The organism is Flavobacterium sharifuzzamanii (genome assembly GCF_003254585.1).
GTDB lineage: Bacteria > Bacteroidota > Bacteroidia > Flavobacteriales > Flavobacteriaceae > Flavobacterium > Flavobacterium sharifuzzamanii.
Genome location: NZ_QJGZ01000039.1, coordinates 255,961 through 270,980, shown reverse-complemented (window position 1 = coordinate 270,980; position 15,020 = coordinate 255,961). Strand labels below are relative to the sequence as shown.

20 protein-coding genes are annotated in these 15,020 nt (G+C 33.6%); 13 read left to right on the top strand and 7 right to left on the bottom strand.

The window, feature by feature from the left end; translation table 11 throughout:
- Window positions 1–80 precede the first annotated feature (80 nt).
- Complete coding sequence (locus DMA14_RS14060) at window positions 81–842, bottom strand: type 1 glutamine amidotransferase domain-containing protein (protein WP_162536289.1); 762 nt, start codon at window positions 840–842, stop codon at window positions 81–83.
- Between the two features lie 86 nt (window positions 843–928).
- Between DMA14_RS14060 and DMA14_RS14055 the strand changes: the two genes are divergently transcribed.
- The 12 genes from DMA14_RS14055 to DMA14_RS14000 all read left to right on the top strand — a co-directional run bounded on the left by DMA14_RS14055 (window position 929) and on the right by DMA14_RS14000 (window position 10,511).
- Window positions 929–1,834, top strand: coding sequence for a LysR family transcriptional regulator (locus DMA14_RS14055; protein WP_111425248.1), 906 nt, complete (start codon window positions 929–931; stop codon window positions 1,832–1,834).
- A gap of 67 nt (window positions 1,835–1,901) precedes the next feature.
- On the top strand, window positions 1,902–2,258 hold the full coding sequence (locus DMA14_RS14050) for a PKD domain-containing protein (protein WP_111425247.1): 357 nt from the start codon (window positions 1,902–1,904) through the stop codon (window positions 2,256–2,258).
- A gap of 107 nt (window positions 2,259–2,365) precedes the next feature.
- A complete protein-coding gene (locus DMA14_RS14045) occupies window positions 2,366–3,058 on the top strand; it encodes an NUDIX hydrolase (RefSeq protein ID WP_111425246.1) in 693 nt (230 codons plus the stop codon).
- Between the two features lie 73 nt (window positions 3,059–3,131).
- A complete protein-coding gene (gene prs, locus DMA14_RS14040) occupies window positions 3,132–4,019 on the top strand; it encodes a ribose-phosphate diphosphokinase (protein WP_111425245.1) in 888 nt (295 codons plus the stop codon).
- A gap of 138 nt (window positions 4,020–4,157) precedes the next feature.
- Window positions 4,158–4,688 carry an NADAR family protein gene (locus DMA14_RS14035; RefSeq protein WP_111425244.1) on the top strand — a complete coding sequence of 177 codons (531 nt, stop codon included), beginning with the start codon at window positions 4,158–4,160 and terminating at the stop codon, window positions 4,686–4,688.
- A gap of 94 nt (window positions 4,689–4,782) precedes the next feature.
- A complete protein-coding gene (locus DMA14_RS14030) occupies window positions 4,783–5,253 on the top strand; it encodes a macro domain-containing protein (protein ID WP_111425243.1) in 471 nt (156 codons plus the stop codon).
- 55 nt (window positions 5,254–5,308) lie between these two features.
- On the top strand, window positions 5,309–5,956 hold the full coding sequence (locus tag DMA14_RS14025) for a DUF4291 domain-containing protein (RefSeq protein ID WP_111425242.1): 648 nt from the start codon (window positions 5,309–5,311) through the stop codon (window positions 5,954–5,956).
- On the top strand, window positions 5,949–6,497 hold the full coding sequence (locus tag DMA14_RS14020; RefSeq protein ID WP_111425241.1) for an RNA 2'-phosphotransferase: 549 nt from the start codon (window positions 5,949–5,951) through the stop codon (window positions 6,495–6,497). Before DMA14_RS14025 ends, DMA14_RS14020 begins: the two co-directional genes overlap by 8 nt.
- Window positions 6,498–6,516: 19 nt before the next feature.
- Window positions 6,517–7,356 (top strand): ADP-ribosylglycohydrolase family protein, encoded by an 840-nt coding sequence (locus DMA14_RS14015; RefSeq protein ID WP_111425240.1) that lies wholly within the window; start codon window positions 6,517–6,519, stop codon window positions 7,354–7,356.
- Between the two features lie 2 nt (window positions 7,357–7,358).
- Window positions 7,359–8,090 (top strand): metallophosphoesterase family protein, encoded by a 732-nt coding sequence (locus DMA14_RS14010; RefSeq protein ID WP_111425239.1) that lies wholly within the window; start codon window positions 7,359–7,361, stop codon window positions 8,088–8,090.
- 1 nt (window position 8,091) lies between these two features.
- Window positions 8,092–9,030 (top strand): ADP-ribosylglycohydrolase family protein, encoded by a 939-nt coding sequence (locus tag DMA14_RS14005; protein WP_394336017.1) that lies wholly within the window; start codon window positions 8,092–8,094, stop codon window positions 9,028–9,030.
- A gap of 11 nt (window positions 9,031–9,041) precedes the next feature.
- Window positions 9,042–10,511, top strand: coding sequence for a nicotinate phosphoribosyltransferase (locus DMA14_RS14000; RefSeq protein ID WP_111425238.1), 1,470 nt, complete (start codon window positions 9,042–9,044; stop codon window positions 10,509–10,511).
- Window positions 10,512–10,758: 247 nt separating this feature from the next.
- Here the strand turns inward: DMA14_RS14000 and nadD are convergent, their stop codons facing one another.
- The 4 genes from nadD to DMA14_RS13980 form a co-directional block, all read right to left on the bottom strand.
- Window positions 10,759–11,340, bottom strand: a complete 582-nt coding sequence (gene nadD / locus DMA14_RS13995) for a nicotinate (nicotinamide) nucleotide adenylyltransferase (protein WP_111425237.1) — start codon at window positions 11,338–11,340, stop codon at window positions 10,759–10,761.
- A gap of 109 nt (window positions 11,341–11,449) precedes the next feature.
- A complete protein-coding gene (gene gmk / locus DMA14_RS13990) occupies window positions 11,450–12,022 on the bottom strand; it encodes a guanylate kinase (protein WP_111425236.1) in 573 nt (190 codons plus the stop codon).
- Window positions 12,023–12,116: 94 nt separating this feature from the next.
- On the bottom strand, window positions 12,117–12,977 hold the full coding sequence (locus DMA14_RS13985; protein WP_111425235.1) for a YicC/YloC family endoribonuclease: 861 nt from the start codon (window positions 12,975–12,977) through the stop codon (window positions 12,117–12,119).
- 104 nt (window positions 12,978–13,081) lie between these two features.
- On the bottom strand, window positions 13,082–13,429 hold the full coding sequence (locus DMA14_RS13980) for an arsenate reductase family protein (RefSeq protein WP_111425234.1): 348 nt from the start codon (window positions 13,427–13,429) through the stop codon (window positions 13,082–13,084).
- 79 nt (window positions 13,430–13,508) lie between these two features.
- Here DMA14_RS13980 and DMA14_RS13975 point away from each other — a divergent pair, with 79 nt between their 5' ends.
- A complete protein-coding gene (locus tag DMA14_RS13975; RefSeq protein ID WP_111425233.1) occupies window positions 13,509–13,964 on the top strand; it encodes a DinB family protein in 456 nt (151 codons plus the stop codon).
- A gap of 31 nt (window positions 13,965–13,995) precedes the next feature.
- Here DMA14_RS13975 and DMA14_RS13970 read toward each other — a convergent pair whose 3' ends face one another.
- Window positions 13,996–14,484, bottom strand: a complete 489-nt coding sequence (locus DMA14_RS13970) for a septal ring lytic transglycosylase RlpA family protein (protein ID WP_111425232.1) — start codon at window positions 14,482–14,484, stop codon at window positions 13,996–13,998.
- Between the two features lie 91 nt (window positions 14,485–14,575).
- Complete coding sequence (locus DMA14_RS13965) at window positions 14,576–14,998, bottom strand: hypothetical protein (protein ID WP_111365605.1); 423 nt, start codon at window positions 14,996–14,998, stop codon at window positions 14,576–14,578.
- Window positions 14,999–15,020 lie beyond the last annotated feature (22 nt).

Sequence of the window (15,020 nt, the reverse complement as noted above, 5' to 3'; positions counted from 1 at the left end):
TAGTAATGAAATAAGAGATTAAGCTTTTAAGCAACTAAGAAAAACCTTAGAGCCTTAACATCTCAGTCCCTTAGTCCCTTTTATTTCAACTCTTGTAATAATTTTGCAGCTACCAATTTAGACGATGCAGGGTTTTGGCCCGTAATCAAAAGTCCATCAGCAACAGCGTAAGGCTGCCAATTTTCCCCTTTAGAAAAAATTGCTCCATTTGAAGCTAAAACATCTTCCAATAAAAATGGAACTACTTTAGTTAAACCAACCGCTTCTTCTTCGGCATTTGTAAATCCGGTAACTTTTTTACCTTTAACTAAATATTGGCCGTTTACTTTTACGTTTTTCAGAACAGCAGGAGCATGACAAACAAAAGCTACCGGTTTATTGTGAGTATAAAAAGATTCAATTAAAGCTATCGAGTTTCTATCTTCGACTAAGTCCCAAAGAGGACCATGACCTCCGGGATAAAAAACAGCATCGTAATCTTTCTGGTTTACTGTCGAAAGTTTTAAAGTATTTTTTAGCTTTTCCTGTAAAACTTTATCGGCGTCAAAACGTTTTGTGTCTTCAGTTGCCGATGCCGGATCAGCACTTTTTGGATCAATTGGCGGCTGGCCTCCAAGTGGAGAAGCAATGGTAATATCAACTCCTTGATCTAATAATTCATAATACGGTGCAGCAAATTCTTCTGACCAGAATCCTGTTTTTTCTCCTGTATTGCCCAGCTTATCATTACTGGTTACAACAAATAATACTTTTTTCATCCCTTTTTTATTTGATTTTTGAGCTTCAGCAGATGTGCCTAAAGCCGTAAATGCAACTATTGCGAGTAATGCTATTTTCTTCATAAATATTAAATTTTGAACAAATTTACGTCGAAAGTGATATCAGTAAAAATAAAATAAACTATGTTTGTTATAAATAAAATTATATCATGGTAAATCTAGAATGGTACAGAACATTTAAAGCGGTTTATAAAAATGGTAATTTTTCGATCGCTGCAAAAGAATTGTTTATGAGTCAGCCTGCCGTAAGTCAGCAGATTTCAATGCTTGAAGCGCATGTTGGAAATAAATTATTTAATCGGAAGTCAAAAGGGGTAGAGCCAACCGAATACGCTAAGTTACTGAATAATTTGATAATAGATGCGCTTGATCGTCTGGAAAGTGTCGAAACTGGTTTTCGTGCAAAGGCAGAAGATGCTACTCGGTTAATTTCTGTTGGAGTCTCAAAACATCTTTTTGACTGCATTGGAAATCTTTTGATTTCGAAGTTTGATTTAATCGATTTTACTTTTGCAGAAAATGATGAGCTTTTTGCTTTAGTGGATGCTAAAAAATTAGATTTTGCTATTACCACAAAAAGATTTGACACTTTTGATACAACTTACGAAATCGTAGGGAAGATTAAATTGATTCTGGTTGCTCCAACCTCTTTGGACATAACAGAATTCCGCCAGAAATTGAAAGCAGATAATTATAATGAAATAGAGCAATGGCTTAATGCACAAAAATGGTACAGTCATGATGCTCGAATTCCGCATATAAAATTATTTTGGTTGCATGCTTTTAATAAAAAAAGGCCTTCGATGGTTCCGAATTACATTATTCCATCAGAATCTGAAATGTTGAGGCTTTTAGCTAAAAATGAAGGAATCGCTGCAACTTGGAATTGCAATGCAAGACATTATATTAAAGAAAATAAACTGCAGTTAGTTTGGAACAGTTTTCATGTTCCCGAAGAATTTGTGTATTTATTGACTCCAAAGAATAATAACTTAAAGTCTTTTTTTGATATTATTGAAAAAGAATTAAAGCTGTTTTTCGGAAATAGATTATGATTTCAATCATTTGTTCACGTAGCATAAAAGAGTAATTTTGATAAAGAAACCACTAAAATTTTCAAAAATGAAAAAGATTGCGACAGTGTTAATCCTTATTGTTACTGTATTTTTGAACAATTCGTGCAGTAAACACGATGATGAAGTGATAGTAGATTGTTTGGCAGAATCGATTTTTGTTAAATTACATAATTCAACCGATGCGACTAATCCGAAGTTAATGAACTACTCGGTTGAGTACACAGGAACAGGAACTTTGGTTGGAGTGAAATGGACATTTGGTGATGGAACTACAGGAACTGGTACTGCAGTAACGCATACTTACGCAGCTGCTGGTACATATGAAGCTAAGGCTGAAGTTACCGTTAAAAAAGATGGTGCAGAATGTACTTCTGTTCCCAAAAGAACCGTTACGGTTAACTAGGAAAAGTTAAAAGATATTGATGAGAGTCAATTTTATAATTTAAGCTTTTGTATTAAATTATAAAGTTGGCTCTCATTCGTTATATTTGTTTGATAGGATTGAGGATTATGGAAAAATTACAAAATATTAGAATTGCTGTAGATGCGATTGTTTTTGGATATAAAAACAATGGTTTATATGCACTGTTGATTGAGCAGAAATTTGGCTCAGCAGATAAATATTGGGCATTACCAGGAGGTTTAGTTCAGAATGATGAATCTCTTAGCGATGCAGTAATACGTGAATTGCATGAAGAAACAAATGTGCAGTTGACTTTTATGGAACAATTGTACACTTTTGGCGATGACATTCATAGAGATTCGAGAAATCGTGTGATTTCAGTCGCGTATTATGCTTTAGTTGACGCTTCGAATTTGGAGATTAAAGCTGATACAGATGCTGAACGAGTACAGTGGTTTAAGATAGATGAAATTCCGCCTTTGGCTTTTGACCATAATTTAATCTTAAAGAAAGGAATAGAAAGGCTTAAAGCCAAATTGACATACGAACCAATTGGTTTCGATTTACTTCCGGAAGAATTCTTGTTCTCAGATCTTGAAAACCTTTATTGCACTATTTTAGAAAAAGAAATAGACCGCAGAAACTTCAGAAAAAAAATACTCAGTTATGGTATTTTAGAAGAAACTGAAAAATTTTCACCAATTAAAACGGGACGTCCAGCAAAACTTTTTAAGTTCAATAAGTTGAAATATAATGAGTTAATTCAGAAAGGCTTTCACTTCGAAATAAAGTTTGCGTAATTTTTACACAAAATAAATTGTTTATTTAAAATTTAATTCTACATTTGCGTATAATTAACGCAAAATAAAAACTATGATACTAAATCTCGACCCAAAATTTGCTCCATTTCAAAATCAGGAAGAAATCAAATTTCAAAGTTTTACATTTTCTGGTGGAGAACCACACATTAAAATTGCTCTAGATTTTGATGTAAACAGAAAAGTGACAATTACACACAGACTAAACTCTTTCAACGATTTAGGTTTATTGTGTGTTACAGTTGATGCGTTACGCAGAATGGACGTTAAAATCATTGAACTCTTTATTCCGTATTTCCCGGCAGCGAGACAAGATCGTGTTATGATTCCTGGCGAACCGTTATCTGTTAAAGTATATGCTGATATTATAAATGCAATGCAATTGAACAAAGTTTTTGTTTTTGATGCGCACTCTGAGGTTACTCCGGCTTTGTTGAATAATAGTACAGTGATTCCAAACTATACTTTCATCAAAGAAGTGTTGAATAGAATTGGTCAAAATGTAAAATTGATTTCTCCAGACGGTGGCGCTTTAAAAAAGATCTACAAAGTTTCTGAGTTTTTAGGCGGAGTTGAAGTGGTAGAATGCAGTAAAAGTCGCGATGTAAAAACAGGAAAATTATCTGGCTTTAAAGTTTACGAGGATGATTTAAACGGAATGGATTGTTTAATTGTGGATGATATATGCGATGGAGGAGGAACTTTCGTAGGATTAGCAGAAGAACTAAAAAAGAAAAATGCCGGAAAATTATACTTAGCGGTAAGCCACGGAATTTTTAATAAAGGTTTTGAAGTTTTAAACTGCTTCGACGGAATTTTTACCACAAATTCTTTTAAAGATTTTGAAGTTTTAAACTGCTTCGACGGAATTTTTACCACAAATTCTTTTAAAGATTTTGAAGGAGAAAGTGTTCAGGTAATTGGATTGGATCAATTAATTTAAATGTTTCAAGTTTCAGGTTTCAAGTTCTCTGTGTAACGTAAACATGAAACAAAAAAAGCTAACTGTTTCAAGTTAAAAACAGTTTTCAAGTTCAGTGAAAAACCTGAAACTTTAAACCTGAAACAAAAAATAGAAAAAATGAAATACAATATAGACAATATAGCTCCAGAAAGTAAATTTTTATTTTTCTGGGGACATCAGCCAAGTAAAGATGGAACGATTACTAAAACCTGCTTCAGCCAGTGGTGGTTAAGTTCTTTCGAAGTTAATGGTGTGACTTACAAAACAGCCGAACATTGGATGATGGCAAAAAAGGCTGAATTATTTAATGATCAGGAAATTTTAGAAAAGATTATAAAATGCAATTCGCCTGCTGAAGCTAAAAAATTAGGACGTAAAGTAAGAAACTACGATGATAAAATCTGGTTAGAAAACCGATTTGAAATCGTAAAAGAAGGGAACTTTCATAAGTTCAGCCAAAATCTCGACTTGAAAACCTTTCTGTTAAGCACAAACGACAGAGTCATTGTAGAAGCAAGTCCTGTTGATCCAATTTGGGGAATCGGAATGGCAAGTGATCATACAGATGTTTCAAATCCTGAGAAGTGGAAAGGTTTGAATCTTTTAGGTTTTGCTTTAATGGAGGTTAGGGATGAATTAAAATCCTAAAGATGTTCCGCTAGGAACATTTGGTCGGTAGAAAAAAATATCGATTAATCGAATTTACGTTCCGTAGGAACGTTTGATTAAAATAAATATAAAAATGAAAGATATTCAATATATAAAAGGCGATGCTACATCTCCTGAAGGATCAGAAAATAAGATAATTGTTCACGTTTGCAATGATATTGGTGCATGGGGAAAAGGGTTTGTAATGGCAATTTCAAAAAAATGGAAAACACCAGAAAAGCAATATCGTGAATGGTTTAAATCTAAAAATGATTTTGAATTAGGAAAAGTGCAGTTTGTTCAGGTTGAAGAAGATTTATGGGTGGCAAATTTAATTGGTCAGTATAAAATCAATAAAGATGAAAATGGAGGTGCGCCAATTCGATATAATGCTATTGAAGAAGGGTTAAAAACTGTTTCTGATTTCGCAAAAACAAACAATGCATCGGTTCATATGCCTAGAATTGGTTGCGGATTAGCTGGAGGAAAATGGGAAATGATTGAACCAATTATTCTTAGAACACTGTCTGATCAGAATATAGAAGCTGTGGTCTATGATTTTTAAATCACAAAAAAATAATTAGAAAATAAACACAATCAAGCTATTGTGTATTTATAAAATGAAAATAGAATTAAAAAAATATAACGAGCAAATAAAAGAATGGCCAAAATCTGGTCATCATATAATGGCTCAATATGACGATGAAAAAATAGTTGTTTATCAGTCGTATCGAAAAGAAATCGGTGAATTTGCTGTAAAAAATCAGTTTTTTGGAGGTGCATTTAGTCTGGAAAGAATGACGTGGATCAAACCTAATTTTCTTTGGATGATGTACAGAAACGGCTGGGGAACAAAAGAAGGACAAGAAGTTGTTTTGGCAATTCATCTTAAAAGAGAAGCATTTCAAAAATATTTGCAAAATGCGGTTTATTCTACTCACGATTCTTCACTTGGAAAAAGCTATGAAGAATGGCAGATTGAAGTAAAAACATCTTCGGTGAGATTACAGTGGGATCCGGATCACGACCCTTACGGATCAAAATTAGAAAGAAGAGCCATTCAGATTGGTTTACGAGATGAATTTACAAGATCATTTTCGAAAGAAGATATTCTGTTGATTGAAGATATTTCGGATTTTGTACAAGAACAATATGAGTTTGTGCAGAAAAGACAATTGGAAAACCTTTTGATTCCTGCCGAAAAGCCTCTAGTTTTTCAAGACGAGGAATTGAATAAAAAACTAAAAATTTCTGGAAATCATGAATGAAAATACAGCAAAAACAGTAAGTAAATTTCTAAGTTTAGTGCTCAGACATTCGCCAGAAAAAATCGGATTAAAATTAGACGAAAACGGTTGGGCAGATGTCAATGAATTGATAGAAAAATGTACTAAAAAAGGGAATCGTCTCGATGCCGAACTTTTAGATTACGTAGTAGAAAATAACGATAAAAAGCGTTTTGCTTATAACGAAGATAAAACTAGAATCCGTGCAAGTCAGGGACATTCGATTTCGGTTGAATTAAATTTAGCAGAAACAGAACCTCTAGAATATCTGTATCACGGAACTGTTGGAAAATTCATGGAAAGTATTCAGAAAGAGGGCTTAAAGAAAATGAGCCGTCAGCATGTGCATCTTTCCAAAGACAAAGAAACCGCAACAAAAGTGGGAAGCAGAAGAGGAGTTCCGCAAATTTTAACTGTTAGAAGCGGTGCTATGTACAGAGACGGATTTAAATTTTATTTGTCAGAAAACAATGTTTGGCTGACAGATGAAGTTCCTTCAAAGTATATCGAGTTTAAATCTTAAATAATCAAAAACAACAATTATGATTTTAGAAGCAGCAATAGGTGATGCATACGGTGCGGGTTTTGAATTTAGAGATTTAGATTTTATTTCTAAAAACAATAATCTGACTCAGTATGATAAACACGGAATGTACACAGAGATTTATAAAAGATATACTGATGATACTCAAATGGCAATTGCAATTTCGGAATTGCTGCTTGAAGATGATAATTGGAACGAAATAAAAGTTGCCGATAAATTTGTAGAAGTATTTCACAGAGATAAAAGACGCGGTTATTCGGATAGAGTTTACAATGCTTTGGATGCCAGTAAAAATGGTTCTGATTTTATCAAAATAATTGATAATGGAAGCAGCGGAAATGGCTCTGCCATGAGAGCATATTCAATTGGACATTTAAAAGATATCAAACAAATACTTGAGTTCTGTGAGATTCAGGCTAAGACTTCGCACAATACGGTTGAAGGAATAAGTTGTGCAAAACGTATTGCGCTGGCAGTTCATTATTTTAAATATAATCTTGGTGATGGATCTACTTTGATAGATTTTTTGAACCAGACTTTAAAGGAGAATGAAAATTATAGAATTACTTCTCCAATTGATATGCATGGATATCCAACAACACAAGCTGTAATTAAAATGGTTTCTGAAGCTGTTTCTATGAAAGATTGCCTAAAGACAGGAATTGGTTATGGTGGAGACACTGATACAGTTGCAGCATTGTCGATGGCAATTTTAAGTCAGAAACAGAATTGTGAGAAGACATTGCCGTCGTTTCTGTATGAAGAGTTGGAAAATGATAAATTCGGAAAAGATTTTCTCATGAAACTGGATGTAGCTCTGAATAACAAGTTTAGTTAATCATGAAAAGAACCTTAGTTTTTGGAGACATTCACGGCGGATTAAAAGCATTAATTCAGTTATTGGAAAGAACTGAATATTCAGAAAATGATCGTTTTATTTTTCTAGGTGATTATGTTGATGGTTGGAGTGAATCGAAACAATTGATTGATTTTCTTATTGAGTTATCTCAAAAACAAGAATGTATTTTTATAAAAGGAAATCATGATGCTTGGTGTCAGGAATGGCTGGAAGAAAATGTCGTAAACGATATTTGGTTTCTGCACGGAGGAAAATCGACTATAGAAAGTTATGAAGATATTGCTATTTCTGAAAAAGAAAAGCATCGTAATTTCTTCAATAAAATGAAAGACTATTTTGTCGATGAAAATAACAATTTATTCATTCACGCTGGTTTTTCATCGATGCACGGTCCAGAAAAAGAACATTACAAAACCAATTATTCATGGGATAGAACGTTATGGGAAATGGCTTTGACAATGGATAAAAGAATTCAAAAAGATTCACTTTCATACCCGAAACGATTACTGCTTTTTAATGAAATTTATATTGGTCACACACCAACATTGCATTATGACGTTGAGATTCCGATGCAGGGCTGTAATGTTTGGAATATTGATACGGGTGCTGGGTTTTATGGTAAATTAACTTGTTTGGATGTTGAAACAAAAGTCTTTTGGCAGAGTGATGCTGTACAGACATTTTATTCAAACGAAAAAGGAAGAAATAAATAAGATGATGAAAAGTAAAATAGAATCAGGTTTATTTGGATTAGCGGTTGGTGATGCTTTGGGCGTTCCGGTAGAATTTCAGTCGAGAGCCTATTTAAAAGCAAATCCAGTTACTGAAATGTTTGGTTTTGGAACACATCATCAGCCAATTGGAACTTGGAGTGATGATAGTTCACTTGCCTTTTGTCTAGCGGAAAGTTTATGCTCGGGTTATGATTTAACTGATATCGCTAAGAATTTTGTGAAATGGTATTCCGCAGAAATGTGGACACCGCATGGACGAGTTTTCGATATTGGAATAGCGACTACTCATGCGATTCACAATATAGCGAAAGGGCATCAGCCAGATTTATGCGGAGGATTTTCTGAAAGCGATAATGGCAATGGTTCCTTAATGCGTATTTTGCCATTGGTTTTTTATCTTCAGAAAGAGAAAGATATAGAAGTCATTTATAAAAAAGTAAAAGAAGTTTCGTCAATAACGCATGCTCATTTCCGTTCGGTGTTTGCCTGTTTTATTTATGTTATTTATTGTTTGGAGATTCTAAAAGATAAAGATAAATTCGAAGCTTATAAAGAAATGCAAATTGTTGTTGCAAAATTTCTAGAAAGCAAAGAGTTTAATCTGATGGAAATTGGATTGTTTGATAGGATTTTGAAAAATGATATTTCTGTATATCCAGAGAATGAAATTTATTCATCGGGTTATGTTCTTCATAGTTTAGAAGCGAGCTTTTGGTGTTTTTTAAATTCCGATTCTTATGAGGGAACTGTTTTGAAAGCTGTTAATTTAGGCGAAGATACAGATACAACAGGTGCAATTGCAGGAGGCTTGGCGGGAATTTATTACAGAATTGAAAGCGTGCCACAAAAATGGATTGACAATTTGGTCAGATCTAATGATATTAAAGATTTAGCAATACGATTATCACAAAAAATATAAATAGAAAATATATGAACCCACTATTATTAACCGACGGTTACAAAGTTGACCACAGAAGACAATATCCAGACGGAACAACATTAGTATATTCTAACTGGACACCAAGAAAATCTAGATTAGAAGAAGTTGATGAAGTTGTGTTCTTCGGATTACAGTATTTCATCAAAAAATATATTATTCATGACTTTGAAGAGTATTTTTTTAAAAAATCAAAAGAAGAAGTTGTTGCAAAGTACGCTCGCAGAATCAATAATTATTTAGACGAAAATCAAGTTGGAACTAAGCATATTGAAGATTTACATGATTTAGGTTACATTCCGATGGTTTTTAAAGCTTTGCCAGAAGGGGCAAGTGTTCCCTTGAGAGTGCCAATGTTTACAATGTATAATACCATTCCAGAGTTTTTCTGGCTAACCAATTATTTCGAAACTTTACTATCTGCTGTAATCTGGCTTCCTTGCAATTCAGCAACAATTGCAAAAGAGTATAGAAAAGTTTTAGATAAATATGCAGATCAGACTTCATCTGTTCCGGAATTTGTAGATTGGCAAGCGCACGATTTCTCAATGAGAGGAATGGGTGGAATTGAAGCGGCTTTAACTTCTGCATCAGGACACTTATTGAGCTTCACAGGTTCTGATACGATTCCAGCGATTGATTTCTTAGAAGAATATTACAAAGCCAACTCAGATCAGGAATTGGTTGCAGGTTCAGTTGCTGCAACAGAACATTCTGTTATGTGTATGGGAACTACAGAAGGCGAGTATGAAACCTTCAAAAGATTAATTACAGAAGTTTACCAAAAAGGAATTGTTTCTATCGTTTCTGATACTTGGGATTTATGGAAGGTTTTAACGGATTATCTGCCAAGATTAAGAGAAGATATCGTTTCAAGAGAAGGAAAGGTCGTAATTCGTCCTGATAGTGGTGATCCAGTTGATATTATCTGCGGAAATCCAAACGGAAAAACAGAACAAGAGAAAAAAGGTGTTATCGAATTGCTTTGGGATGTTTTTGGTGGAACAACAAATGCGAAAGGATTCAAAGAATTGGTTCCGCAAATCGGAGCTATTTACGGAGATAGTATTACAGTAGCCAGAGCAACTCAAATCTGCGAAAGATTAAAAGAAAAAGGATTTGCTTCTACGAATGTTGTTTTAGGAATTGGATCTTTTACTTATCAATATAACACCAGAGATACTTTCGGATTTGCGATGAAAGCAACTTACGGAGAAGTAAATGGGGAGGGAAGAGCGATTTTCAAAGATCCGATTACAGACGACGGAACGAAAAAATCGGCTAAAGGATTAATGAAAATTGATTTAATTGATGGCAAGTATCATTTAACTGATAATGTTTCTTGGGAAGAAGAAAAACAAGGCGAATTGAAAGAAGTTTTTAGAGATGGAAAACTTTTGATAGATCAATCGCTGAGTGAAATCAGAACGAGAGTAAAAAGCGAAGTAAGTATCGAAGCTTAATTATAAAAACGAAAGCCTGAATTTTAAATTCAGGCTTTTTTTGTGATTTGAGTTTTTTACGTTCTGTTTGTCATTTCGACGAAGGAGAAATCTTCGTTAGAAACTCTACAAAGATTGATTTACTATATGGAGTTAGTTGTGAAGATTTGCTTCGCCTGTTCGCTATCGCTCGAGTCTCCTTCGTCGAAATGACAAGATTGTGTAAAACAAAAAACCTCCAGTTAAAACTGGAGGCAATTCAAATTCATTATTTTTTATAAAAATTATTATGATCAATATATTCCCAAACCTTTGGTGGTAATAAAGGCTGGATATTTTTACCTTCTTTAATGCTGTTTCGAATAAAAGTCGAAGAAATCTCAACAATAGGCGCATCAATTACATGAATTTTTGGATGCGATTTTAATTCGACATTTTCAGGTTCGTCAGATATTCTTGGGTAAACATAAATATCATGATTTTCTAAAATTACTTCATAGTTTCTCCACTTATGAAGCGTTTTTAGATTGTCTTCACCCATAATTAAAGAGAACTCATGAGTTGGATATTTTTCTTTAAGATGAGCAAGTGTAATTATGGTATAACTCGGCTGAGGTAGCTTAAATTCGATATCAGATGGTTTTATCTTTGTGTAATCTTCTGTTGCCAGATAAACCATTTGCAAACGCTGCTGATCATCTAATAATGTCGATTTCTTTTTTAACGGATTATGAGGTGTAACAACCATCCAAATCTGATCTAAATCTGCAAACTCTGCCATATGATTGGCAATGATCAAATGACCAACATGTATAGGGTTATATGTTCCGAAGTAAAGACCTATTTTCATTTTTTACAGTTTCACCGAGAGTCGCTAAGATAGCACAAAGATTCGCAAAGTTTAAAAAACCTTTTGCGAATCTCTGTGTTTTTTCTTTGTAAATCTCCGTGTAATAAGATTACTTATTTATGAACTCTTTTACTAATTGGTAAGCTTCTTCTTTAGCTGTATCTAAATCGTAGTTTTTGATAATAGTGTCAAATTGAGGTGCAGTTGCCAATTCAACCGAAGCTTTTGCAATACGCATATTGATTTTATCATCGCTTTCTGTAGAACGCTGTTTTAATCTGCGCTTTAGTTCGTCAACACTTGGTGGTTTTACGAAAACGGCTAAAGTTTGTTCTGGAAATTTATGTTTAATACGTAATCCTCCAGCGACATCAATATCAAAAATCACGTTTTTTCCCATAGCCCAGATTCTTTCTATTTCTGATTTTAAAGTGCCATAGAAATTATCACGGTAAACTTCTTCCCATTCCAAGAATTCCTCTGCTTTGATATGTTTTTTGAATTGTTCCAGCGAAATGAAATAATAATCTTTTCCGTGGACTTCTTCTCCGCGCGGGTCGCGTGAAGCTGCAGAGATCGAAAATTCTAAATTTAAATCTTCTTTCCCAAGTAAATGCTTTACGATAGTTGTTTTTCCTGAGCCTGAGGGTGCCGAAAAAACAATTAATTTTCCTTTGTTCATTAGTTTGTGCTTTAGGCTTTAAGCAGTATGCTTTAAGCTTTAATATTTGTGCGGTATTTTGTTGCCTATAGCTTATTGCTTAAGGCTTATAGCCTTATAAAACGTTTAAAACCTGTTCTTTAATTTTCTCCAATTCATCCTTCATCATTACGACCAATTTCTGCATTTGTGCGTGATTTGATTTAGATCCCATTGTATTGATTTCACGTCCCATTTCCTGAGTGATAAAACCAAGTTTTCTTCCGTTAGCTTCGGTTCCATTTAGGGTTTCTATAAAGTAATCTAAGTGATTGCCTAAACGGACTTTTTCTTCGGTAATATCTAATTTCTCTAAATAATAGATTAATTCTTGTTCAAAGCGGTTTTCGTCAACATTAACCTGTAATTCTGAAATTGCAGTCTGAAGACGATCTTTAATAGCTTGTACGCGTTCTGGATCAAGAGCCAATGTGTCGTTCATGAATTGACGAATGTTTCCAATTCTTAAATTGAATTCTTTTTCAAGAGATTCTCCTTCGTCTTTACGGAAATTTAAAATATTTTGAAGTGCTTCGTCAATAATTACCTGAATTTGCTCCCAATCATTTTCGTCGATTTCCTCACGTTCTGTTTTTAATGTGTCAGGCATACGAACGGCCATTTTCATTAATTCAGTTTCATCGGCATCTGGATTTACTTCTTTTAACTGTGCGATATAATTTTTTACAACAGGTACGTTTACTTTAGTTGAAGTCTGTTCTGCAGTGCTTTCTACATAGATCGCAAAATCAATTTTACCTCTTTCCAGTTTAGTCGAAATAAGAGTTCGTAAACCAAGTTCCATCTCGCGGTAAACAGATGGCATTCTTACATTCAAATCTAAACCTTTACTGTTTAGGGATTTTACTTCAACGGTAATTTTTTTTGTAGGCAATTGCAAAGAAGCTTTGCCAAACCCTGTCATAGATTGTATCATATAATTGAGTATAAAGGCGCAAAGATAAATAAAAGTTTGCTCTATTTGATTGGAAATTAGTGTTCAGTCGCAGTTTTCAATTTAACAGAAAAGAAAATAGCTCTTTAGCTCAAAGCATTTATCACTTCAGCTACATTTTTTTGGCTGTTGCCGATGTAAATTTTGCCATCAATAATAAAAACAGGACGACTTAAAAAAGTATAATGCTCCAAAATGTATTTCTTAAAATCGGCTTCAGTCAAAGATTGATCTTTTAACCCCATCGATTTGTATAATTGCGCTTTTCTGCTGAATAATGCTTCGTAACTACCTGCAAGTTTGTGCATTTCTTCCAATTGTTCCTCAGTAATTGGGTCTTGTCTAATATCTTGAAAAACAAGATTGTTTTCAGGTAAACTTTTGATGATTTTTCTGCAAGTATCGCAAGATGATAAATAATATATTTTGTCCATTATTTTATGAATTTGTTAGAATGCAAAGAAAATCCATTTGAAACTTAAAAATGACTAATTTTAGAAAAAAAATAAAATTATGAGTTCAGTTTTTGATGTACAAAAAACAATTAGAGAAATTCTTTTGAAACTCTTAGATAGTCATTCATTAGAGCAATTAAACAAAATTCCAGATGGTTTTAACAATAATATCATTTGGAATATAGGCCATTGTATTTCTTCACAACAGCTTTTAGTTTACAAGCTATCAGGTCTTCCAACAATGGTTTCTGAAGAGTTCATTAACAAATACAGAAAAGGAACCAAACCAGAAGGAGATGTTTCTCAAGCTGAGGTTGATGAGATAAGAACATTACTTTCAACAACTCTAGAAAAAACAAAAAATGATTTTGAAAGTGGTTTATTTGTTGACTACAATGAGTATACTACAAGCGTAGGCTTTACGCTTCGTCATGTTCAAGGAGCCTTAGATTTTAATAATTATCACGAAGGTCTTCATACAGGAGTTGCAATGGCTTTACGAAAATTGGTTTAAATAAAAAATCCCGCTTTAAGCGGGATTTTTTTTATTCGATTATGGTTTCGATGGTAACCTTCATTGCTCCGGCACCTTTACTTTTTGTAATGTCCATAAAAGCTCTTTTAGACAAATCGATTTCGCGGGTTTTTACAAATGGACCGCGATCTGTAATTTTTACGATGACAAATTTGCCATTAGCTTCATTGGTTACTTTTACTCTAGTTCCAAAAGGAAGTTTTTTGTGAGCTGCTGTGTAGCTGTTGTTGTTGAATCGGCTTCCGTTAGCGGTTCTTTTTCCATTAAAACGATCTGCATAGTAGGAGGCATGAGCGTTTTTCTTGTATGGTCTAAGTTTTAAACCTTTGTCTGTAAAAACTGAATCCGGCAATGGGATAATAGTTGGTTTTACATTTTTAACAGTATCTTGAATGATTTTAGGTTCTGTTGTAGGTTTGGTCTGGCTTATCACATAAGTAAAGCCGCTAATTAAGGTTAAGGCGATTGTGGCGAATAAAATGTTTTTTTTATTTCTCATGGGTTATTCTTTTTCAGACTTGGGGGGAGTTTGTACAAATAATATGCCGAGATAAAAAAAGCCCTGATATAGGGCTTTTAATTGGTATTTTTTAGAACCAAAGGTTCCATGGGATTCTACTTAAAATAAGCAATAATCCTAATGTGTAAAAAATAGCAAAGGTTTTAAATTTAGCTTCACTATTAACTAATTTTTTATGTTTAGACCATCCAATAGTAATTAGGATGATAGCAATAATGTTAATTAGAGGGTGCTCTAATGATGTTAATCTTAGTTCTGCATTAGACATTTGTCCAAACGCTGCTTTTCCAAGCGGAGAAACAAAATATAAGATTAAGCCAATTAATAATTGAGTGTGTGTGCCAATTAAAGCAAATAAAGCAATTTTACGATCTTTAGCTGTAAATTCTTTTTTTGAAGTTACTCCAATGATGGCATTAACAACCGCAACAACTAAAAGTAGTAGCGCTAAGTATGCCCAGCCAGAGTGAAATTTTTGTAGAAAATTATACATAAGGGGTGTTTTTTGTTCAAAA